This is a genomic window from Kitasatospora sp. NPDC088264 (assembly GCF_040685715.1).
GTDB lineage: Bacteria > Actinomycetota > Actinomycetes > Streptomycetales > Streptomycetaceae > Kitasatospora.
Map to the genome: position 1 here is coordinate 1 of NZ_JBFBIR010000067.1, position 20238 is coordinate 20238.

The 20238-nt window shown below is 72.9% G+C and carries 25 protein-coding genes; 8 read left to right on the forward strand and 17 right to left on the reverse strand.

Annotated features, from left to right (window positions below; genetic code table 11):
• From AB0O82_RS33020 to AB0O82_RS33030, 3 genes are all read left to right on the forward strand, one after another.
• On the forward strand, positions 1 to 644 hold a 644-nt coding region (locus AB0O82_RS33020; RefSeq protein WP_363587807.1), incomplete at its 5' end, for a DUF5753 domain-containing protein.
• Positions 628 to 840 (forward strand): DUF397 domain-containing protein, encoded by a 213-nt coding sequence (locus tag AB0O82_RS33025; protein ID WP_363587809.1) that lies wholly within the window; start codon positions 628 to 630, stop codon positions 838 to 840. The genes AB0O82_RS33020 and AB0O82_RS33025, both read left to right, overlap by 17 nt.
• Before the next feature lie 69 nt (positions 841 to 909).
• Complete coding sequence (locus AB0O82_RS33030) at positions 910 to 1101, forward strand: DUF397 domain-containing protein (protein ID WP_363587811.1); 192 nt, start codon at positions 910 to 912, stop codon at positions 1099 to 1101.
• A gap of 126 nt (positions 1102 to 1227) precedes the next feature.
• On the opposite strand, the gene AB0O82_RS33035 is transcribed toward AB0O82_RS33030, so the two are convergent.
• From AB0O82_RS33035 to AB0O82_RS33045, 3 genes are all read right to left on the reverse strand, one after another.
• A complete protein-coding gene (locus AB0O82_RS33035) occupies positions 1228 to 1728 on the reverse strand; it encodes a nucleoside deaminase (protein ID WP_363587894.1) in 501 nt (166 codons plus the stop codon).
• Positions 1729 to 1805: 77 nt separating this feature from the next.
• Positions 1806 to 2276 (reverse strand): cyanase, encoded by a 471-nt coding sequence (gene cynS, locus AB0O82_RS33040; RefSeq protein ID WP_350881326.1) that lies wholly within the window; start codon positions 2274 to 2276, stop codon positions 1806 to 1808.
• Positions 2277 to 2366: 90 nt separating this feature from the next.
• Positions 2367 to 2981 (reverse strand): carbonic anhydrase, encoded by a 615-nt coding sequence (locus AB0O82_RS33045; protein WP_363587813.1) that lies wholly within the window; start codon positions 2979 to 2981, stop codon positions 2367 to 2369.
• Between the two features lie 123 nt (positions 2982 to 3104).
• On the opposite strand from AB0O82_RS33045, the gene cynR reads away from it, so the two are divergent.
• On the forward strand, positions 3105 to 4013 hold the full coding sequence (gene cynR, locus AB0O82_RS33050; RefSeq protein WP_363587815.1) for a transcriptional regulator CynR: 909 nt from the start codon (positions 3105 to 3107) through the stop codon (positions 4011 to 4013).
• A 133-nt stretch (positions 4014 to 4146) separates the two neighbouring features.
• On the opposite strand, the gene AB0O82_RS33055 is transcribed toward cynR, so the two are convergent.
• Positions 4147 to 4419 (reverse strand): hypothetical protein, encoded by a 273-nt coding sequence (locus tag AB0O82_RS33055; RefSeq protein WP_363587817.1) that lies wholly within the window; start codon positions 4417 to 4419, stop codon positions 4147 to 4149.
• Positions 4420 to 4659: 240 nt separating this feature from the next.
• Here AB0O82_RS33055 and AB0O82_RS33060 point away from each other — a divergent pair, with 240 nt between their 5' ends.
• The gene (locus tag AB0O82_RS33060; RefSeq protein WP_363587819.1) at positions 4660 to 5151 is read left to right on the forward strand and encodes a GPI anchored serine-threonine rich family protein; all 492 of its coding nucleotides are present in this window, start codon (positions 4660 to 4662) and stop codon (positions 5149 to 5151) included.
• Here the strand turns inward: AB0O82_RS33060 and AB0O82_RS33065 are convergent.
• A complete protein-coding gene (locus tag AB0O82_RS33065; protein WP_363587821.1) occupies positions 5135 to 5449 on the reverse strand; it encodes a hypothetical protein in 315 nt (104 codons plus the stop codon). The two genes, AB0O82_RS33060 and AB0O82_RS33065, sit on opposite strands and share 17 nt — an antisense overlap.
• Positions 5450 to 5711: 262 nt before the next feature.
• Here AB0O82_RS33065 and AB0O82_RS33070 point away from each other — a divergent pair, with 262 nt between their 5' ends.
• Entirely contained in the window at positions 5712 to 6455 is a 744-nt protein-coding gene (locus AB0O82_RS33070) for a class I SAM-dependent methyltransferase (protein ID WP_363587823.1), read from the forward strand.
• A 49-nt stretch (positions 6456 to 6504) separates the two neighbouring features.
• Here the strand turns inward: AB0O82_RS33070 and AB0O82_RS33075 are convergent, their stop codons facing one another.
• Both AB0O82_RS33075 and AB0O82_RS33080 read right to left on the reverse strand, forming a co-directional pair.
• On the reverse strand, positions 6505 to 6831 hold the full coding sequence (locus tag AB0O82_RS33075; protein WP_363587825.1) for a hypothetical protein: 327 nt from the start codon (positions 6829 to 6831) through the stop codon (positions 6505 to 6507).
• Positions 6832 to 6963: 132 nt separating this feature from the next.
• Positions 6964 to 7704: a hypothetical protein gene (locus tag AB0O82_RS33080; RefSeq protein WP_363587827.1), complete on the reverse strand. Its 741-nt coding sequence runs from the start codon at positions 7702 to 7704 to the stop codon at positions 6964 to 6966.
• A gap of 163 nt (positions 7705 to 7867) precedes the next feature.
• Between AB0O82_RS33080 and AB0O82_RS33085 the strand changes: the two genes are divergently transcribed.
• On the forward strand, positions 7868 to 8440 hold the full coding sequence (locus tag AB0O82_RS33085; protein ID WP_363587829.1) for an SMI1/KNR4 family protein: 573 nt from the start codon (positions 7868 to 7870) through the stop codon (positions 8438 to 8440).
• A gap of 13 nt (positions 8441 to 8453) precedes the next feature.
• On the opposite strand, the gene AB0O82_RS33090 is transcribed toward AB0O82_RS33085, so the two are convergent.
• From AB0O82_RS33090 to AB0O82_RS33130, 9 genes are all read right to left on the reverse strand, one after another.
• Complete coding sequence (locus AB0O82_RS33090) at positions 8454 to 9185, reverse strand: 2OG-Fe(II) oxygenase (protein WP_363587831.1); 732 nt, start codon at positions 9183 to 9185, stop codon at positions 8454 to 8456.
• An 81-nt stretch (positions 9186 to 9266) separates the two neighbouring features.
• Positions 9267 to 9806, reverse strand: coding sequence for a hypothetical protein (locus AB0O82_RS33095; RefSeq protein WP_363587833.1), 540 nt, complete (start codon positions 9804 to 9806; stop codon positions 9267 to 9269).
• Positions 9807 to 10065: 259 nt separating this feature from the next.
• A complete protein-coding gene (locus AB0O82_RS33100; RefSeq protein WP_363587835.1) occupies positions 10066 to 11229 on the reverse strand; it encodes a hypothetical protein in 1164 nt (387 codons plus the stop codon).
• Between the two features lie 82 nt (positions 11230 to 11311).
• Positions 11312 to 12181 carry a sphingomyelin phosphodiesterase gene (locus tag AB0O82_RS33105; RefSeq protein WP_363587837.1) on the reverse strand — a complete coding sequence of 290 codons (870 nt, stop codon included), beginning with the start codon at positions 12179 to 12181 and terminating at the stop codon, positions 11312 to 11314.
• A 298-nt stretch (positions 12182 to 12479) separates the two neighbouring features.
• Positions 12480 to 13676 carry a Cmx/CmrA family chloramphenicol efflux MFS transporter gene (locus AB0O82_RS33110; RefSeq protein ID WP_363587896.1) on the reverse strand — a complete coding sequence of 399 codons (1197 nt, stop codon included), beginning with the start codon at positions 13674 to 13676 and terminating at the stop codon, positions 12480 to 12482.
• A 326-nt stretch (positions 13677 to 14002) separates the two neighbouring features.
• On the reverse strand, positions 14003 to 15433 hold the full coding sequence (locus AB0O82_RS33115; RefSeq protein WP_363587839.1) for a transglycosylase family protein: 1431 nt from the start codon (positions 15431 to 15433) through the stop codon (positions 14003 to 14005).
• Positions 15434 to 15578: 145 nt separating this feature from the next.
• A complete protein-coding gene (locus tag AB0O82_RS33120; RefSeq protein WP_363587841.1) occupies positions 15579 to 17345 on the reverse strand; it encodes a hypothetical protein in 1767 nt (588 codons plus the stop codon).
• A gap of 184 nt (positions 17346 to 17529) precedes the next feature.
• Entirely contained in the window at positions 17530 to 17781 is a 252-nt protein-coding gene (locus tag AB0O82_RS33125; RefSeq protein WP_363587843.1) for a hypothetical protein, read from the reverse strand.
• A gap of 195 nt (positions 17782 to 17976) precedes the next feature.
• Positions 17977 to 18291 carry a hypothetical protein gene (locus AB0O82_RS33130; protein WP_363587845.1) on the reverse strand — a complete coding sequence of 105 codons (315 nt, stop codon included), beginning with the start codon at positions 18289 to 18291 and terminating at the stop codon, positions 17977 to 17979.
• A 174-nt stretch (positions 18292 to 18465) separates the two neighbouring features.
• Here AB0O82_RS33130 and AB0O82_RS33135 point away from each other — a divergent pair, with 174 nt between their 5' ends.
• Positions 18466 to 19461: a helix-turn-helix transcriptional regulator gene (locus AB0O82_RS33135; protein WP_363587847.1), complete on the forward strand. Its 996-nt coding sequence runs from the start codon at positions 18466 to 18468 to the stop codon at positions 19459 to 19461.
• Positions 19462 to 19580: 119 nt separating this feature from the next.
• On the opposite strand, the gene AB0O82_RS33140 is transcribed toward AB0O82_RS33135, so the two are convergent.
• Entirely contained in the window at positions 19581 to 20036 is a 456-nt protein-coding gene (locus tag AB0O82_RS33140) for a hypothetical protein (RefSeq protein WP_363587849.1), read from the reverse strand.
• Between the last annotated feature and the right edge of the window lie 202 nt (positions 20037 to 20238).

Below are 20238 nucleotides of genomic sequence, written 5' to 3' on the forward strand. Positions count from 1 at the left end.
AAGTCCTGCAGACCGGCGGGACCCTGCTGCTGATGTACTGGCAGCTCAAGCACACTGCCCTGGTCCCGGGCTTCCCCGAGTACGCCAACTACGAGAACCGTGCCGCCGAGGTCAGGCTGTTCTCGATCGACATCGTGTCTGGCCTGCTGCAAACCCCTGCCTACGCCAGCGCTTGGGAAGCGGGCAACGTCCGGCGTGGCAACGCCACCCCCGAGCAGGCCGAGGAGCGAGTGAACTTCCTCATGACGCGCCAGCAATTCCTGAACCGCACCCCTCCGCCTCTCCTTCATGCGGTTCTCGACGAGAGTTGCCTGCGTCGGACTGTCGGAGGAACAGAGGTGATGATCGAACAACTGCGGCACCTCGATGAGTTGGCCGCAAACCCGAACATCCTCCTCCAGGTAGCCCCGTATTCTTTGGGTGAGGACCGGCCTTTCAGCTCACACGTGACGTTGCTGACCATGCCGGACCGCAAACTGCTCGGATACACAGAAACCGAGCTGCGCGGGTACCTCGACCGCGATATCAACGCTGTCCTTCCGCTAGCCAGGGACTACGATCGGCTGCAGATCGGGGCACTGAATCAGGCCGCATCCGTGAAGATGATCCGTGCGGTACGGAAGGACTATGAGGATGGACGTTGACCTGGCTAGCGCCGGCTGGCGTAAAAGCACGTACAGCGGCGGGCAGAACGGCTGCGTCGAGGTCGCCGACGGCTTCACCGGCCTCATGCCCGTCCGCGACTCCAAGGACCCCGAGGGCCCGGCCCTTCTCTTCTCCTCCGCCGCCTGGCAGGCCTTCGTCACCGCCACCCGTACCGGCGAGTTCGACTCCAACTAGGCCTATCTGACGCCGGAGTGGGAAGTCATCCCCACCGACTTCCCACTCCACCCACAGGAGGCAACCGCGATGGACACCACCTGGCGCAAGAGTTCGCACAGCGGCAGTGGCGGTCAGTGCATCGAGGTAGCCGACGGCTTCACCGGCGTGCAGCCCGTCCGCGACTCCAAGGACCCCGACGGGCCCGCCCTCCTCTTCCCCTCCCCCGCCTGGCAGGCCTTCGTCACCGCCGTCCGCGCCGACGAGTTCGACGCCCGGTAGACCCGCCTCTCGGCGAACTGACCCGTGGCCTGCGGAGGAGGAAGCCGACTGCGGCGAGGACCCGGCCGTTCTCCAGCCGGATCCACGCGGCCTTCTCGATCGGCTCGGGCATCGTTCGCGCCCTCGTCAGGCCGCGACGGGCGCGCCAGCGACGCGGCGTTCGCCGCCGTTGCGCTCGCGCCACGCCCGGTAGACGTCGATGGCCGCGTCGCTGGGCAGGTAGCGCATCGGCAGCCGGCGCTCGTCCCAGTTCTTGGCGAACTCGGTGTAGAAGGTGGCGAGTTCGAAGTACTTGCGGTCGTCGACGTAGTGCGGTTCGTAGTCGTCGCGGGTGGTGAGGAAGACGACCTCGTCAGGGCTGCAGTAGTAGAGCGAGCCCAGGCACATCGGGCAGGGGTGGGCGAGGACGTAGATGGTGGTGCCGGTCAGGTGCTCGGTGCCGAGCCTCGTGCAGGCGTCGCGGATGGCGAGGATCTCGGCGTGCGCGGTGGGGTCGCCGGTCTGGGCGACCTTGTTCGGACTCTCGGCGAGGATCTCGCCGTCCTTGACGATGACGGTGGCGAACGGGCGCCCGCCTTCGGCGACGTTGCGGCGGGCGAGGTCGATGGTGTGCTGGGCGAAGTCCACGGTGGCGGTTCCCTGCTGGTCGGGGGTGGGGCGGCGGGCCGGGGGACCTGTCGGGTCCACCCCGGCCCGCCCGGGGATCAGAACGGCTTGGTGGGCAGGTACTTGCCGTCCAGGGTGATGACGGCGCGGTGGCCGCCCTCGGGGTCCTCGACGGTCTTGACGTCGAGCTTGAAGTTGATGGCGCTGATGATGCCGTCGCCGAGCTGCTCGTGGACCAGGGCCTTGAGGGTGGTGCCGTAGACCTGGAGCATCTCGTAGAAGCGGTAGATGGTCGGGTCGGTGGGGATGCCGCCGGGGATGCTGCCGCGCAGCGGGATGGTCTGGAGCAGCCGGGCCGCGTCCTCGTCCAGGCCCAGGAGCTCGGTGACGGCCTTGGCCGCGTCGGCGGGCAGGGCGTGCTGGCCGAGCAGGGCGGCGGTGACGAAAGCGACGGACAGGCCGGTCGTGTCGGCGAGCTCCTGCCAGGTGAGGTCCTTGCGGGTCTTGGCGTCGACGACCTCCAGGGCGAGCTGCTGACGGGCGGTCTGGTCGAACTGCGCGTGCACCATGGGGTGGGCCTTTCGGGGATGGGGTCCGGGGCGGGTGCCCGGACCTGGTCTGGGGATGGTGGGAGGGAGTGGTCGGAGGGGACGCGGTGGTCAGCCCGCCAGGGCGACGAACCGTCCGCTGTCGGTGTCGAGCGTCTCGGCGGAGCCGGATCCGATGTCGTAGACCCAGCCGTGCAGGGTCACCCTGCCCTGCACCAGGGCCTTGGCCACCGACGGGTGGGTCTTCAGGTTGGCCAGCTGGGCGAGGACGTTGTCCTTCACCAGGGCGGCGACCCGCTCCGCGCCGGCCGGGTGCTCGGCCGCGTCGGTGCGGGCCTTGGCGACGTCCGCGTGGTGCAGCCAGGTGGCGACGGCAGGCAGGCCGGTGAGGTCGCCGCCGGAGGCGAGGGCGGTCATCGCGCCGCACGCGGAGTGCCCGCAGACGATCACGTCCGTGACCCCGAGCACGCCGACCGCGTACTCGATGCTCGCCGCGACACCGTCCGCGCCCCGGGTGTACGGGGGCACGAGGTTGCCGGCGGTGCGGATGACGAACAGCTCGCCCGGATCGGTCTGGGTGATCAGCTCCGGCACGACCCGGGCATCCGAGCAGCCGATGAACAGCGCGGTCGGCTGATGGGTGGTGGCGAGCCTCTTGAACAGTGCCGCCCGGGTCGGGAACACCTCCCGGCTGAACCGCTGGAAACCCTGCGCCATCTCGTTCATGAGGTCACTCCTTCTTCGACGACCGTTGGTGCCTGCCGATGACCTCAACGATGCATGACCTGGTCCTATAGTGTCCAAGACGCGGTAGCCATCATTGCCATCAGTACTGCCTATAGTTGGCTCATGGAACTGCGCCACCTCCGGTACCTGCTCGCCGTGGCCGAGCACGCCAACTTCACCCGCGCCGCCGAAGCCCTGCACGTCTCGCAGCCGACCCTCTCGCAGCAGATCAAGCAGCTGGAGGGCTCGCTGCACGTGCAGCTCCTCGACCGCTCCGGGCGCACCGTGCGCCTCACCGACGCCGGCCAGGCCTACGCCCACTACGCGCGCCGGGCCCTGCGCGACCTCGCGGCGGCCGAGCGCGCGGTGCGGGACGTCAAGGACCTCTCACGCGGCACCCTGCGCCTGGCCGTGACCCCGACCTTCACCGCCTACCTGACCGGGCCGCTCATCGGGGACTTCCACGCGCGCCACCCCGGGATCAGCCTGGACGTCCGCGAGATGGCACAGGAACGCATCGAGTCCGAGCTGGCCGCCGACCAGCTCGACCTCGGCATCGCCTTCGGCGGAGCGCACCTGCCGGCCATCACCGCCACCACCCTGTTCACCGAGCGCCTCGGCCTCGTCGTCGCCTCCGACCACCCGTACGCGGCCCACTCGGGCCCGCTCCCGGTCCGCGAACTGGGCGACCAGCAACTCGCCCTGCTCAGCGGTGACTTCGCGACCCGGCAGCACATCGACCGGTTCCTCTCCGACCACCGGGTCCGGCCGCGGATCGCCATCGAGGCCAATTCCGTCAGCGCGCTCGTCGCGATCGTCCAACGCACCGGCCTCGCCACCGTGCTACCCGACGCCACCACCCGCGAACACCCCCACCTGCGCTCCGTCCCGGTCGACCCGCCGCTCCCCTCGCGCGCCGTCGCCCTGCTCCGCCGGGACACCGCCTACCAGAGCGCCGCCGCCCGCTCCTTCGGCGACCTCGCCCGACACCGGGCCCACACCTTCGACCACACCCCCGACGGCCCGGCCTGAAGCGGGTCGCGCCCGGCGGCCCCGCCCGGGAGAAGACCACCCCGACGACCGCGGAGTGGGAAGTCGGCCCGGCCGACTTCCCACTCCGGCCGCCCTGCCGGCGCTCTGCGCGCCGGCGGGCCCGGTCACGCACTCAGGACGAGCCTTCACCACGGATCAGCCGCAGCGCCGGCCCTGCACGCCCGGCCACCCGCCCGGCCCTCGGCCGCCGGGCTTCCCGCTGGGCTTCCCGCTCGGCCTCCTGTTCGGCCACCAGGTCCGCCGACACGCGGGCGCCCAACGCCCGCAGCTCGGCCTTGCGCTCCTCGTCGGCCTCCTCGTCGCCCGGGTAGGCGGCCACGTACTTGACGCCGTGCTCGTCCTCCCAGGCATAGCTGCGGTACTGCGTCGTCACCTCGTCCGCCACAGGGAACCTCCGCTCCTCGTCTTCGGGGTGACCCACCGTAGGCGACCGACCTGCACCGGGAAAGGGGCCGTGGCGCCCGCACCGCACGCCCCGTCACGCGGCTGACGGGCCGCTTGCCGCCCTCGGACCTCGGGCCACGCCCCCCTCACGGGCCCTCCGTCGCCGACGGCCGTTCCCCCGATCGAGGGAAGCGGCGCCCGTCCGTGCGCTCACTCCGGGCCGAACCGAGACACTGGGGCCATGAGGATCTGGAACGGACCCGTCCTGGGCGTGGTGGCACTGGCCGCCGCCGCCATGCCGAGCCTGCTCGCCACGGTGCCGGCACAGGCACAGGCCACCGGTCCGGCGGTGGCCGCCCACTCCGCCGAGCGCACGTCCCGGCGCGACGTCTACGTGCCGCGCGTTCTCTCCCCTCGTGCGGGGGCGGTCTGGCGGGTCGGCGAGCGGGTCGAAGTCACCTGGGACGTCTCGGATCCGCCGGCGCAGATCACCAACCGCACGGGGTCCATCGCCTTGCGCGCGGGCGGCGTCACCCTCCTCGACCGGGTCCTCGCCCGTGACTTCGACATCCTGCTGGGACGGATGGAGGTGACCGTGCCGGACGTCCCCCCTGGAGACGACTACCGGGTCGTCCTGTCCGGTGATTCCGGCAACTGGTCCGAGCCCTTCACGATCACGTCGGACGGACGGGCCGCCCCGCCGCCGGGTGCGCCGGCTACTCGTCGTCGGTGAAACTGACCGAGCCGATGCCGCTCTGGGTGCTCGAACCACCCGACCTGATGGTCTTGATCTCGTCCCGGCAGCCGGCGCCGAGGTAGACGGTCGCCTCCGCGTCGGTGTCGTTGTACAGCTCGGTGACACGGCGGCCGAGGTCGTAGCACCGGTCGCCCTCGGGGTTCTCCAGCGTGTGCTCCTGGTTGTTGCTGATGTAGGTGAAAGTCCCCTCCGCGGCTTGGGCGTTGGCCGGGACTGCGATGCACAGAACCGCAGCGGCACCGACGGTGACCAGCGTCCTTCCGAGGCTCTTCACGGACTCGTCTCCTTTGAACGGCGGGCTTCCTCAGCGCTGCCAGTGTGGCCGTTCGGACACGCGAGGACGCGGGACGTCACTCGAATGGCCCTTCGACGGCGTTTCCCCGTCCCCGAAGAGCGGTGTTGGGCGATAGGAGGGTTCGCCCCCGATCCACCGGCCAACTTCTTTGTGCCATCTGCCAGTACGGCGGCCCGGCGGGGCGGAGGAGACTTTCCGCCACGGCCGCGACCCGGCGGGCGGCACACAGGAGGGGCGGCACGTGGGCGTGCAGCAGTACGACGGGATCGGCGAGGCGTTCGAGGGGTTCAAGTCCCTGCCGTTGATCCGCTACGGGGAGGTGCCGAGCTTCCTGGGCCTGGTCGGGGACGTGGACGGCCGGTCGGTCCTCGACCTGGCGTGCGGCACCGGCTTCTACAGCAGGGAGTTCAAGCGGCGCGGCGCCACGGACGTCCTCGGCGTCGACATCTCCGCCGAGATGGTCACCGCCGCGCGCAGGATCGAGCAGCGCGACCCGCTGGGTGTGCGCTACGAGGTCGGCGACGTGGCCGAACTGCGGCCCCTCGACCGGCGCTTCGACATCGCGCTGGGAGTGCAGTGCCTCAACTACGCCGAGGACGTCGCGGCGATGGAGCGGATGTGCCGCAACATCCACCGGGGCCTGGTGCCGGGCGGGGAGTTCTTCGTGCTCACCCAGAAGCCCGACTACCGGTTCGACTGCCCGTCCCTGGACACGTACGGGTTCCGCTGCGAACCGACCGGCGAGGAGAGCGAGACGGGGCCGCGGGTGCGGATCACGGCCCTCCTCGACCCGCAGCCGATCAGCATCGTGGGCGCGGCCCCGCGCCGCGAGGTCTACGAGCAGTGCCTGCGGGCGGCCGGGTTCAGCGACGCCGAGTGGGTCCCGCTACAGGTGTCCGAGGCCGGCCTACGCGAGTTCGGCGAGGACTTCTGGGCCGACCTCCTCGCCAACCCGCCGCTGGAACTGCTGCGCTGCCGCGCCTGAGCGGCCGGGAGCGGCCGGCCCGGTCGGGTGTCAGAGATCCGGTCGGGTGTCAGAGATCCGGCCACCTCCTCCACCGGCCCGTCAGGGCGACGTCGGTCTCCTTGAACGCGGCCTTCCACGCACCGCCCTCGCGCACCATCGCGTAGCGGGCCTCGCCGCCGATCAACCCTTCCGGCACGTACACCCAGCACCTGCCCGGCGTCTCCTGTTCGACGCGCAGGATCGGCGCCTCGAACTCCGGCGGCGTGCCGAAGCACAGCAGGTCGTAGCGCGACTGGTGCCGGGCCAGCGCCCTGGCCGCCAGGTGCCTGGCGAACACCGCCTTCACCGCCGCCAGTTGCTCGTCGCCCGTGGTGTCGTGCCGGCAGGAGGCCATCCACTCCTCCCACCGGCGCATCGCGTCGAAGAAGTCCTGCGCCGCCGCTCGGGCGCCTGCCGCACCTTGACCGCTCTGGCCGCCTCGGCCGCCTCGGCCGCCCGGTCGGTCGTCCGCTGGCATCGCTGCGTCTCAGCTCCAGTCGAAGGTCAACAGGGCGAGGCGGTCGACGGGTTCGAAGAACAGCATGATCCAGTCGGCGCCGCTGCCGCGGTAGTGCCAGCCGGGCACCGCCGCCACGAACTCGAAGCGGCGGCCGGACGGGCCGACGGGCCAGGTGCGGTCGCCGTCGTAGTCGAGCGGGAACAGGTCGGTCTCGATCCAGTTGCCGGCGGATTCGGCGTAGCCGCCGAGCTGGTCCAGGAGGGCCATCTCGCCGGTGCAGCCGGGGTGCGGCAGGCCGTCGTCGCCGAGCAGGACGAGCCTGCCCTCGCGGCGGAAGCTGTCGCGGTGCGCCCGGTAGCTGCGCTCCTGGCGTTCGCAGTGCTCGGCGAGGCCGGCGTGGAACCCCGGCCAGGGGTCGGGGACTTCGTCCGGGCCCGCCGCCCGGGCGAAGTAGCGCAGGTCGCCGGCCAGGCGGAAGCGGTCGCCCTCCAGCGTGAAGCCGAGCCAGTTGGGGGCCTGGAGCCCCGTGTGGAAGGCCGAGGTGTGGTCACCGATGAGGCCCTCCGACGGCTCCAGCGGGCTCAGCAGGTGGATCCACCCCTGCCAGGCGGGGTTGACCCGGGCCAGGTCGATCGAGACCAGCGGGTGCAGGTGCCGGGCCAGCTCGGCCTGGTCGGCGACGAAGACGTCCGCCGGGTCGGGGTAGATCCGCAGGCCCTCCCCGGCCGTCATGACGTCCTCGCGCACGGCGGTGTCCTCCACGGGCATCCGGGCCTCCTTCGGTGACCACGCGTCGGCGGTCGGTCGGCTGACGATCAGCCCCTTCCTACCAGGAGGCTCCGACAATCAGCCCCGGGGCCCGGGCCCGCCGACCGACTGTCGGTGACGGGTGCTACGTTCCGGTCCTCGTCACAACGGAGGGGAGTTCCCGATGCGGCAGCTGTGGGCGCGGATCGAGGCCGTGCTCGGGCGGATCGCCCCGAGGTTGGCGGCCGCGATGCCGCCCGGCGCCACCGACGAGCAGATCCGGGCGGCGGAGGCCGCGATGGGGGTGGAACTCCCGCCGGACGTCCGGGACTCCTACCGCTGCCACGACGGCCTGCCGGGGGTCCTGATCGGTCTGCACACCGAGCTCCACTCGCTCGACGCGATGGTGGACGACTGGCGCGAGCGGTCCGCCGACGCCGGGGATCCGCCCTGGGACGAGCGGGAGGAGGACAGCGTGATCCGCCGGGACGTCGCCTGGTCCGCCGGGTGGATCCCCTTCATCGGCATCGGCAACGGCGACGTGATCTGCATCGACCTGGACCCGCCCGCCCCGCAGCGCCGCGGCCAGATCATCGACTGGTCGCACGAGGGCTGGCGGGCCGGCTACGAGGCCGCCGGCCTGCGGGAGTTCCTGGAGGCCTTCGCCGCCGACCTGGAGGCCGACCGCTACCAGGTCGACGAGACAGGCGGCGCGTGGAGCAACGGCGGCCTGCCGCTGGTGATGCTGAAGGACTGAGGGCGCAGCCCCGTCAGAGCGCCCCGCTCCCCCGGCGCGCCGGATCGGGGCTGCACAGCCAGCCGTTGACGGCGAAGCGGCTGTCCTCGGGCCGCCGGGACGGGCACCTCACCGGGCGCACCTCGTGCCAGGCGGTGGGGCGGAAGAACACGATGCTGTCGTGCTCGGGCTCCCAGTCCCGCCAGGTGCGCTTCTCCCACTCGCCCGTCGTCCCGCCGTACAGCGGCAGGGCGGCGTCGAACACGCGCAGTGCGCCGCCGCCGAACGGCCGGGGCGTGCCGTGCAGGTAGTAGACGAAGGTGAGCAGGCGCCGGGGGGAGAACTCGGCGCTGGTGTCCTGGTGCGGCCGGTAGAAGTCGCCGTCGTTGTGCACGTTGAGGGTGTAGTCGGGCTCGGTGTTGCGGCAGGAGACGCCCAGGGTGTGCTCGACCGCCTCCAGCACCTCGTCGATGGCCGCCAGCAGTTCGGGCGCGGCGAACTCCCGGCACGAACGGGAGCGGCGGAAGCCGGGGACCAGCTCCCGGTCCCCGATCAGGGAGGGCTGCAACGCGTCGCCGGCGCGGGCGAGCGCGACGGCGCGTTCCAGCAGGGCGCCGGCCGTCCGCTCGCCCAGGAGCCCGGTGATGCGGCAGACCGTCACCGGGAGCCGCCAGATCGCGTCCGTACTCACCGGCGACGGCCGCTCCGTCACGGTGTGCGGCCCTGTCATGATGTCCGGCTCTGTCCTGGTGTCCGGCTCCGTCATGGTGTCCCGCCCTCTCATCGTCCCGCGGCCCCGGGCGCGCTCACGCCCGGGGCCGCACCGGCCGGTGCCGCACCCGCGCCCCTACCGGCTCCAGTCCACGGGGACCACGTCCTGCTTGAGCCCGCGGTCGCTGCACACGGCACACGGGTTGCCCGGGACGCCGGGGCCCTGGTCGGTGCCGATGGTGATGGCCCCGTGGGCGCCGGCCGGGGCGTGGACTCCGTCGCCGACCATCGCGGCCTCGTAGCCGCCCAGCAGTTCCTGCAGGGTGCCGGGGCCCAGGTTCTCGGGGGCGGTGATCGCCGCGATGCCGTCGTAGTCGGTGTAGGCCGCGCCCAGCGTCCGGCCGCCCACGGTGGCGAACACGATCCGGGCGCCGCGGATGGGCTCCCCGGTCACCGCGTCCGAGGCCATCGCGTGGATGTTCTCCAGCTGCATCTGGGTGACGTTCAGGCTCGCCTGACTGGCCGAGAGCCTGGTCGGCTTGAGGCTGGGGCACTCCGCCCCGCTGCACGGCGGGGCCGGCGAGGCGGCCGCGGACGCGGTGACCGCGCTCCCCGCGCCCAGCGAGGCCAAGGCCGCGGCCATCACCGCGACGGTCTTGCGACCAACAGAGCTCATGATCCACTCCCGTGGGAACCGCCCGCGCGTGCTCCGCTCCGACGCCCGAGGGCCACGAGGGCCGGGCGCGTGCGGCACGCGACGGGTGCCGCCCCCCATCGGACGACACGGCCGAGCGTAGCCACCGCCCGGCCGGCCCAACCAGCCGACGACCACGAGTTCGCAAGATCTGATGAACAGTCAACGGCGCGGTGACAGCGGCGGTCGGGGCGCACCGGCCGGTGCGCAGCGGGGCCGGCCGCCGCGGGGCGCCGGCCCCTCAGCGGGCCGGGCGCGGCGGGTAGGTGGGCGCCGTCCAGGACGCGTGGGCGTTGAACGTCAGGCCCGCCCGGTCCGAGGGGAGCGTGTGGTCCGGGTCGTTGCGGACGACCTCGATGCGGTGGCTCTCGACGTACAGCGCGGTGAGGTGCAGGCCCGGCGCGGGGGCGCGGACCTCCTGCCGCTCCTGGGTCATGGCGGCGACGAAACGCGTGCTGTCGTAGCCGAGTTCGCGGCTGAGGGAGGCGCCCGCCCTGGCGCCGAAGCCCTCGGTCTCGACGCCCGCCTCGAACCCCACGGACAGGCCGACGGCTTCGCGGCAGGCCTGCGCCTGCGCCTCGTCCACCCCCCACGGGACGGTGGCGCCGACCGTGCCCGGGCCCGGGTCCTCCCGCAGGTCGGTGACCGCGACCCGGGTGTAGAACCGCTTGCGCCGCACCGTGTACGTCGGCGAGTTGCGCAGGATCCACTCCGTGGACGCGCCCCGGTCGAGGACGGCGGTGCACGGGAGGAGCACCTCCCGGTCGACGACCGGCTCGGTCCGCTCGGGCACGTCGCCTCCGTCCGTGACGGCCGGGCCCTTCGCCGTCCCCTGCCGGACCTGCCGCATCGGCACGTCCAGCACGTGGACGTCGCCGGGGTCCTCCCCCTCGTAGTCGCCGTCGAAGTAGGAGATCCAGGTCGCGATGCCGGGGGTCAGCAGGCAGCCCGTGCCGCCGGGGATCGTCTCGGGGCGGACGGTCTCGGGGATCTCCAGGCCGCCGCGCCCGCGCCAGGCGCCGACGGCCACGTAGGGGCGTCCGCCGATCTCCTCCTTCACGCAGCGCAGGTCGCCCTGGGCGACGAAGGCCGCGCCGCCGAGGTCGCGCAGGACGTCATGGGGCCCGTGGACCGTGTCCGAGGACCACAGCGCGCTCAGCGCCCGGTACCCGGGAGGGGCCACCGGCACCAGGCCGCGCAGCACCCCGTCGGAGTCGGTGACCTTGCGCCACTGCTTGGGCTCGGCCAGCGCGGCCGAGCCGCCGGTGCTCCCCCTCACCCAGGTCATCGGGGCGTTGTCGGGGATGACGCTGCACAGGGCGTGGTAGCCCTCGGGCGGTCTGGTCTCGCCGGTGCTGAAGACGAAGGTGAGTTCGCCGAACTGCTGTGGTGCCGAGTAGCTCATATCCGCTCCTCCTGTCGGACGGCTCGCGCTTGCCGGGCGGGCGTGCCGGTCCGCGGGCGGCCGTCCGGGGGCCGGCCCGGGCTCAGCGGCCCGCGGTCACCGGGTAGTGGTCGCTGTAGTCGGTGAAGGCCCGGCCGCCCGCCTCCCAGCTCGGCGAGGCGGTCTTCAGGACCTCGCTCGTCCAGGCGTCGCACGGCGGGGCGTGGCCCTTGCGGAGCAGGACGTGGTCCGTGTCCTCGGCGGGGTCGGCCGGGTGGCGGTGCAGGGCGGCGTCGTTGGCGATGGTGTCGAAGGAGTACTTCCAGCCGGTCCGGGGGCCCGCCTCGTGGAGGTTCCCGAAGCCCAGGACGTCCTGGAAGTCGGGCGAGTGGCGGTCGGTGTTGAAGTCCCCGGCGACGATCACCGGCTCGTGCGCCGGGATGCGGCGGTCCGTCAGGAAGACGTCGATGTCGCGCAGCTGGGAGCGGCGCATGATCCTCGCCTGGCCGGTCAGGCAGGCGCCGTCGTCGGACTGCAGGTGGGTGCCCACCACGTGCACGCGCCGGCCGGCGACCTCCAGTACGGCGTAGGCGAAGCCCTTGGCGGCCTCGGCGTCCCAGCCGCAGGCCACCTCGTAGACGTACTGCTCCATCCGCAGGATGGGCCACCTGCTGACGATCGCGACCCCGCCGCGGGCGTGCAGCGGGGAGATCTGCCGGCCGTGCGTGGCGGCCCAGCCCGACTCGTCCACCCCGACCACCGGCGTGCGGTGGCGGTACCCCCGGTCCTCCAGGCCCTGCATCAGTTCCTCGGAGGGGCCGGGGTCGAAGAGTTCCTGGAAGACCAGCACGTCGTGGTCCGCGACGTACGCGGACTCGGCGATCAGCCGCGAGCGCGCCGCATTGTTCCAGTCGCCCTCGCTCTTCTGCGTCAGCCAGGACAGGAACATCACGTTGTGCGTCAGAACCTTCAAGGCCGTCCTCTCCGAACCGGCGGGCGCGGGGCGCACACACGGCGGAACCGGTCCGGGGCGCCCCGCCCCCCAAGTCAAGGGGGTCGGCCCGCGCCCGCCGGCGTCGACGCGCCGGTGCCCCGGCGGACGCAACGGGGGCGCGGGGAGGCATCACCGGCTCACGGCAGGACGTGAAGGGGCGTACACGGATGGTGCCGCGCCGGGGCCGTGCCCACCGACGGGGCGTACGGCCGCCGTGGGGAGTCGGCCACGCCGACTCCCCACGGCGCAGCTGCCGCGAGGTGCGGCCCGGGGCCTGTTACGCACCGCCGTGGCGGGGGGCGACCACCCCGCGCAGCGGGACAGCGGCGAACAGCGCGAGCAGGACGAGCAGGGCGCTCGCCCACAGTGGGCCCAGCGGCCCGGCGCTGGATCCCAGGGTGGGGGCGGCGACCAGCGGTCCGGTGGCGGCGCCGACGTTGAGGGCCGCGGTCGCGTACGAGCCGGCCATGGTGGGGGCGGCGGCCGCCTCGTAGAGGACCCGGGTGATCAGGGTGGTGCCCAGTGCGAACGACAGCGCGCCCTGCACGAACACCAGGGCCAGCAGCGCGGCCGGCTCCTCGGCCAGGACGGCGAGGGCGGGCCAGCCGGCGAGCAGCAGCGGGCCGCCGGCCGCGAGGAGCAGGCGGGGGCGGTGGTCGGCGAGGCGTCCGGCGGTGGTGACGCCGAGCAGGGAGCCGGCGCCGAAGAGCACCAGGGCGACGGGGATCCAGAGCCGGCCCAGTTCGGCGGTGTCGGTGACGACGGGGGCGAGGAAGGTGAAGCCGGCGAAGGTCGCGGCGTTCACCAGGGCGCCGAGCGCCATGACCAGGAGCAGACGGGGGCGGCGCAGTTGGGCGAGTTCGGTGCGCAGCGCCGGTTCGGCGGTGTCATGCGGGGCGGTGTCATGCGGGGCGCTGTCGTGTCGGGCGGGTGCGGCCGGGATGCCGCGCAGGAGGCCGGCGGCGGCGGGCAGGCAGAGGGCGGCGACGGCCCAGAAGGTGGCGCGCCAGCCGAGCAGGGTGCCGAGGGCGGCGCCTGCCGGGACGCCGGCGATGGTGGCGAGCGTGGTGCCGGAGAGCAGGACGGCCAGGGCGCGGCCCTTGCGGTCGGGGGCGACCAGGGTGGCGGCGGTGGTCAGGGCGACGGCGAGGAAGCCTGCGCAGGCGAGGGCGGCGGCGACGCGGGTGGCGCACAGGAGCGGGAGGCTGGTGGTGATGGCGCCCGCGGCGTGGGCGGCGGCGAAGGCGAGGAGGAGGCCGAGGAGGCTGGTGCGGGCGGGCCAGGTGCGGGCGAGGGCGGCCATCAGTGGGGCGCCGAGGGCCATTCCGGCGGCGAAGGCGGGGCCGAGCAGGCCGGCCGCCCCGACGCTCACGCCGAGGTCGGCGGCGAGGTCGGGCAGGAGGCCGGCGAGCATGAACTCGGAGGTGCCCATGGCGAAGACGGCCAGGGCGAGGAGGTACAGCGGGAGGGGCATCGGGCGTGTCGGGGACATCTGAGGGCTCCGGAGTGAGGAGATGCGCGGGAGGTCGGCGTCTCGTCACCGCGGTCAGCGCCCGGGGCCTGAGGGCGTGCCCGTCCGGCTGCGGGGTGCGGCGGGAGGGCGGGGTGCGCGGCTCGGGGGTTCAGGGGGCTGACGGCGCGTGACCGAAAGCCCCCACCCTGGATGCCTCGGGGCTCGACATGGTCTGCAGGCTACCGGAGCGGTGTCCGGTGGGGCACGCGGGTTTCGGGCGTCTCCGGGGCGCGCCCGTGCCGCCCGGCGGGTGTGGCCGGGCGGCTCGGGGTGGTCGGGGGCCGGGGTTACGCGGTGGCGGTCGGGAGCTTGGCGGTCAGCGCGGTCGGGACGTTGACCACGTCGGCGAGGCTGTACTTGCCGGGGCCGAAGTCGGCTGCGGTGAGGGCCTTCTTGCCGCCGCCCGCGACCAGCCAGACGGTGGGGCTGTCGGGCGAGAGCAGCAGGGTGCCGTCGGCGGGGGCGCTCTTGGCGGCGGCCGCGCCCAGCCAGGTGCCGGGGACGCCCATGAGCGGCTGCTTGTCGTAGCCCATGGCGGTGAAGTCGGCGTAGGTCAGGGAGACCGCCAGGCCGCCGGCCATCACGTAGACGGTGGAGTCGGTGCCGGCGGCGTCGGTGAGGACCGTGCCGTTCTTCAGGGGCTTGGCGACGGCGCCCTGCAGCCAGGCCTCGGGCACGCCCATCAGGGTCTTGGTGTTGTAGCCGTCGGCGGTCCACTCGCTGCCGGAGATGTGCAGGGCGGTGCCGTTGACCATGACGTACATCGACGGGTCGGTGCCGGCCTGGCCGTTGACGACGGTGCCGTTCGGGACGGTGGCCTGGGTGGCGGAGGCGAGCCAGGCGCCGGGGACGCCCATGTCGGCGCGGGTGTTGTAGCCGTCGGCGGTCCATTCGGCGCCGGAGATGGGCAGGGCGGCGCCGGAGACGACGACGTAGCGGGCGTTGCCGCCGGCCTGGTCGTGGACGACGAGGCCGGTCGGGAGGGTGTTGGTGAGCGCGTTCTGCAGCCAGGCGGTGGGGACGCCCATGTCGGGGCGGGTGTTGTAGCCGGCCGCCGTCCAGTCCGCGCCGGAGATGGACAGCGCCGCGCCGGCGACGACGACGTAGCGGGAGGAGCCGCCGGCCTGGTCGTGGACGACGGTGCCCTCGGGCGGGGTGGTGGGCAGGGCGTTGAAGCGGGCGTCGTCCACCAGGACGATCTTGCTCAGGTCGTAGCCGTCGGGGGCGACGTCGGAGCCGGCGACCGGCAGGCCCGCGCCGCTGATCAGGATCTTGACCGAGGAGCCGTTGGGCGACTTGACGAGCGTGCCGGTGGGCAGCGACGCCGGGTCGGGGTAGGAGGTGCCGGCCGGGTAGGGGTTGGCGTGGTCGGCGCCCAGGTTGGCCGCCGGGCCGCAGTGCGGCCAGGCGCCCTGGCCCTGCCCGGCGAGGACCTTCTCGGCGATCAGGATCTGCTGCTGCTTGGTCGCCCGGTTGGCGTAGGGGGCGTACTGGCTGCCGCCGTAGGCGAGCCAGGTGCTCTGGGAGAACTGGAGGCCGCCGAAGTAGCCGTTGTTGGTGTCGATGCTCCAGTTGCCGCCGCTCTCGCACTGGGCGACCTTGTCCCAGGTGGACACCGAGGCCGCGGAGGCCTGGCCGCCGAGGGCGAGCGGGGCGGCCAGGGCGAGCAGGACGGTGGCGGCGGCGAGGGCCGGTGTCTTGCGGGCGGCGGCGGTCATGACGGAAGTCCCCCTGGGCAGATGCGGGTTGGCTGGTCGGACGAGCGGGTGCGTGCGGGCGCGGTACGTGTGTGCAGGTGCGGTGCGTGCGGGCGCGGGGCGGCCCGGCCTGCGGTGGCCGGGCCGCCCTGGCGGGGTGGGTGCGTCAGGCGACGGTGGGGAGCTTGGCGGTCAGCGCGGTCGGGACCTTCACCACGTCGGCGGCGTTGTAGGAGCCGGGTGCGGCCGCCTTCTTGCTGCCGCCGTTGACGACCTGCCAGACGGTGGGGCCGTCGGAGGACTGGAGCAGGGTGCCGTCGGCGGGGGCGCTCTTGGCGGCGGCCGACTGCTCCCAGCTGCCGGGAACGCCGCGCAGCGGCAGCTTGTCGTAGCCGTAGCCGGTGAAGTCGGCGTAGGTGAGCGGGACGGCCAGGCCGCCGGCCATCACGTAGACGGTGGAGTCGGTGCCGGCGGCGTCGGTGATCAGGGTGCCGTTGGCGAGCGGGCGAGCGACCTCGGCGGCCTCCCATTCCTCCGGGACGCCCAGGACCGGCTGGTTGGCGTAGACGGTGGTGAACTCGGCGCTGGTCATCGGCAGTGCGGAGTTGTTGGCCATCACGTAGATCGACGGGTCGGTGCCGGCCTGGCCCTTGATCAGGGTGCCGTCCGGGACGGTCTTCTTGGCCGTGGTGTTGAGCCACTCGCCGGGCACGCCCATCAGGGACTGGAGGTTGTAGCCGTCGGCGGTCCACTCGGAGGCGGAGATGTGCACGGCGGCGCCGTTGACGACGACGTAGCGGCTGGGGTCGGTGCCGGACTGGTCCATCAGGACGGTGCCGTTGGGCATGGGCTTGGCGATGGCGGCCTTCAGCCAGTCGCTGGGCACGCCCATCAGGGACTGGGTGTTGTAGCCGTCGGCGGTCCACTCGGCGGCGGAGATGTGCATGGCGGTGCCGTTGACGACGACGTAGCGGCCGGCGTCGGTGCCGGACTGGTCCATCACGACGAGTCCGGTGGCCGGGCCGGTGTTGATCGCGCCCTGCAGCCAGCTGGACGGGACGCCCATGTCGGCGCGGGTGTTGTAGCCGTCGGCGGTCCAGTCCGCGCCGGAGATGAACAGTGCCGCGCCGCCGACCACGACGTAGCGGGAGGAGCCGCCGGCCTGGTCGTGGACCACGGTGCCGGGCGGCGGCACGGTGGGCAGGGCGTTGAAGGCACCGTCGTCGACCTGGACGATCTTGCTCAGGTCGTAGCCGTCGGCGGCGACGTCGGAGCCGGCGACCGGCAGGCCCGCGCCGTTGATGATGACCTTGACCGAGGCGCCGTTCGGGGACTTGACCAGCGTGCCGGAGGGCAGCGAGGACGGGGAGGTGCTGACGTCCTCGACGACGTTCTTGTAGCGCCGCGCCTTGTAGTCCCCGTTGGGGTGCGAGTCGAACTTCGCGGCGTTGATGGAGGCGCCGGCGATGTGCTTCACCGGGGTGGAGCCGAAGGAGTAGTAGGAGAAGGTCGTGTGGCCGGGGTCGTCCCACTTCTCGAAGAGCAGGACGTGGTCGTAGAAGCTGTTGAGGACGTCCCCGGGGCGCAGGTCGCTGCGCGGGATCTCGTAGCTCTCGTCGGTGGCGATGGACTGGGTGGTGGCGCTGTAGCCCAGGTGCCAGGCCATGGAGACGTAGCCGGAGCAGTCCTTGCGGTAGTAGCGGCCGCTGGAGTCGGGGAAGGTCGCGCCCTGGTTGTAGGTGAGGCCCGGGTTCTGGTTGAACCAGTACTGGGCGCGGGAGAGGATCTCCGACCGGGTGATCTGGCCGCCGACGGTGGACGAGGCGGCGGCGTGGGCCGCGGTGGTGGTGACGGCCGTGGCGGCTATCGCGCCGGAGGCGGCGATGGAGGCGGCGAGGGTGACGCGGGCGAGCTTGGAGAGCGCGGAGGGCACGACGACACGTCCTGACGGGGTGAGAGCGGCGGTGGGCGCCCGGTGCGGGCACGGGAAGTCGGGGGGCGTGGCCCGGAGGGAGGCGGACAGCTACCCTGCAGGAGCAGCGGTCGGGTGGCCTCGGGCGGCGGCGGGGCGGGTCAGTCCCGGAGGGTGTTCACGGCGGTGGCCGGCGCGGGGCGGGTCAGTCCCAGATGGTGTTCGCCGGGGTCACGGTGGCCGGCGCGGGGGCCGGGGCGTCCCAGATGGTGTTCGCCGTCGTGGCGGCCGGGGCGGGGGCCGGGGCGTCCCAGATGGTGTTCGCCGTCGTGGCGGCCGGGGCCGGGGCGGGGCTGTCCCAGATGGTGTTCGCCGAGGCCTGGCCGGCGATCGGCAGGGCGGCGGCGAGGGCGAGGGCGGCGACCGCGGCGGCCTTGGCGAGCGGGGTGCGAAGCATGGGAGTTGACCTCTTTCGAGAACTGGACGGGTGGCGGTGAGTCCGGTGTCGCGTCCCGCGGTAGACGCTCGGCCGGTTTGCCTCCGGGCGGTGGGCCCTGCTGGCGAGTACTAGCTTCGTCGCAGTTCAGGGCGGGTGGAAGGGTTCTCCGGTGGACGGAAGCGGCAGCGTCCGGATCCGTCCAGCCGGGCCGGATCAGTCCAGCAGGCGCTCGTAGAACGGCGCGACGAGCGGGGCGCCGACGCGGGTGAGCGTCCAGCCGCGCAGCGCGGGGACGGTCTCGACCGCGCGCCGGCAGAACGCGTCGACGACGGTCTCGGCGGCGCTCAGCCGGCCGGCGACCAGGTAGACGCCGAGGACGGCGCCGGGCCCGGCGCCCTCGTGCACGGCGACGTGTTCGATGCGCTCCTGGGGCCGCGCGCTCGCCAGCAGCACCCCGGCGGTGTCGGGCGCGAGCGCTGCTCCCGAGGCCGGGGCCGGGGCCTGGATCTCGGCGTGAATCAGGTACATGGAACGGACTCTGCCGAACCGTCGACATCCCGGCATAGAGGATCAACCTGGACGGTTCCGGCGGTGTCCGGAACCGTCCAGGACCGCTTGCTGGCCCCCTCTCGCACTCGCGTGCGATGATCGCGTACGCAGCGATTGGCGATTCAGGCCTTACACACCGGGGGGTAACGAGGCATGCTGACCGCACTCGGGCTGGATGCCGTGTCGGAGAGCGTCTACCGCAGCATGCTCGCGCATCCCGGCGACGGGGTGCGGGCGCTGGCGGAGCGGCTCGGGCGCAGCGAGGAGGAGGTCCGGCGCTGTCTGGACCTGCTGAGCGAGCTGGCGCTGATCCGGCCCTCCTACGAGCGGGAGGGCGAGCTGCGTGCGGTGTCGCCGCAGGTCGGCATGGAGTTGCTGATGGCCCGCCAGCAGGCGGATCTGGCGGCGCAGCAGCTGCGGATCGAGGCGTCCCGGGCGGCGGCCGCGCAGTTGATCGCGGAGTACGCGGATCTGCGGCCGGCCGCCTCGCACGCGGGGGTGGAGCAGTTGGTGGGCCTGGACCAGATCCGGGACCGGATCGCGTCGCTGGCCCGTGGCCTGACGGCGGAGATCATGACCTTCGCGCCGGGTGGCGGGCATTCTCCGGAGAGCATCGAGGCGTCCCGGCCGCATGACCGGGATCTGCTGGACCGGGGGGTGCGGATGCGGACGGTGTACCTGGACAGTGTGCGCAACAGCCAGCCGACGGTGGCGTACGTGGGCTGGTTGGCGGAGCTGGGCGGGGAGGTGCGGACGGTGCCGGAGCTGCCGACCCGGATGATCATCTTCGATCGGGCGACGGCGCTGATCCCGGTGAGCGGGGAGGACACCCGTGCGGGGGCGGTCGTGCTGACCGGTCACGGGACGCTGGTGGCGCTGTGCGCGCTGTTCGAGCACGTGTGGGGTCAGGCGCGGGAGCTGGGGCCGTCGGCGGTGCGGGACGAGGGCGGGCTCAGTGCGCAGGAGGCGACGGTGGTGCGGTTGCTGGCGCAGGGGCTGACGGACGAGGCGATCGCCAAGCGGCTGGGGGTTTCGTCGCGGACGGCGCGGCGGGTGGCGACGGATCTGATGGAGCGCCTGGGTGCGCGCAGTCGTTTCGAGTTCGGGATGCGGGCGGTGCAGAACGGCTGGCTGCCGCAGCAGTTGTAGGGCCGGCGTTCGCGCGGGTGGCCGTGGCGGGGGCCGGGCGGCTGGTGCGGGTGTGGGTCCGCCCGCCGCCCCCGGGTCGCGGGGGCGGCGGGCGGCGCCGGAGGTGTGGAGCGGGGCTGCTAGAACGGCGGGAGCGTGCCGAGCTTGACGTCGCCCGTGTAGTGCTTGCCGAGCGCGTCGAAGTCGTAGTACAGGTGCACGTCGTCGCCGACCAGGTAGAACCTCTGCGTGCCGTTGACGAACGGCGACAGGCCCAGGTGGAAGGTGATGCCTTCGGTCAGGCTGCCGGAGGCGCTGCCGACCTTGACCTTGCCGAGGAGCGGCACGTTCGCGTACACCACGATGGACGCGGAGCGGGCGGTCGTGTCGAGGGTGAGCGTGGTCTCCAGCGGGCCGGTGACGTAGGTCCAGGTCTGCACGGCCGTGATGGCGGGCGTGACGTTCTGGACCACTGCGACCGGGGCCAGGGCAGGGGCCGGGGCGGCCGCCATGGCCGCCGTGCTGCCGAAGCCGACTGTCAGGACGGCGAGGCCGGCCACCACAACACCCGCACGACGTACGAAGCGGTTCTTCATGGTTCCCTCCCAGAGGTGTGAGCTGATGGTCGGGTCCCCCGGGGTGATTCCTATCAGTCAACTCGCTTGGGGTGCCAGCGTGTTGTACATCACGACCGCCCTCCGGCGTAGAAGTGGACCCCCCCGTTCGGGTGGTTTTTCTTGACTTTGCCAGCGCCTGTGTGCAGTGGGGGTGGCTCTCGTCGCGCGGCCCGTTCCGGGT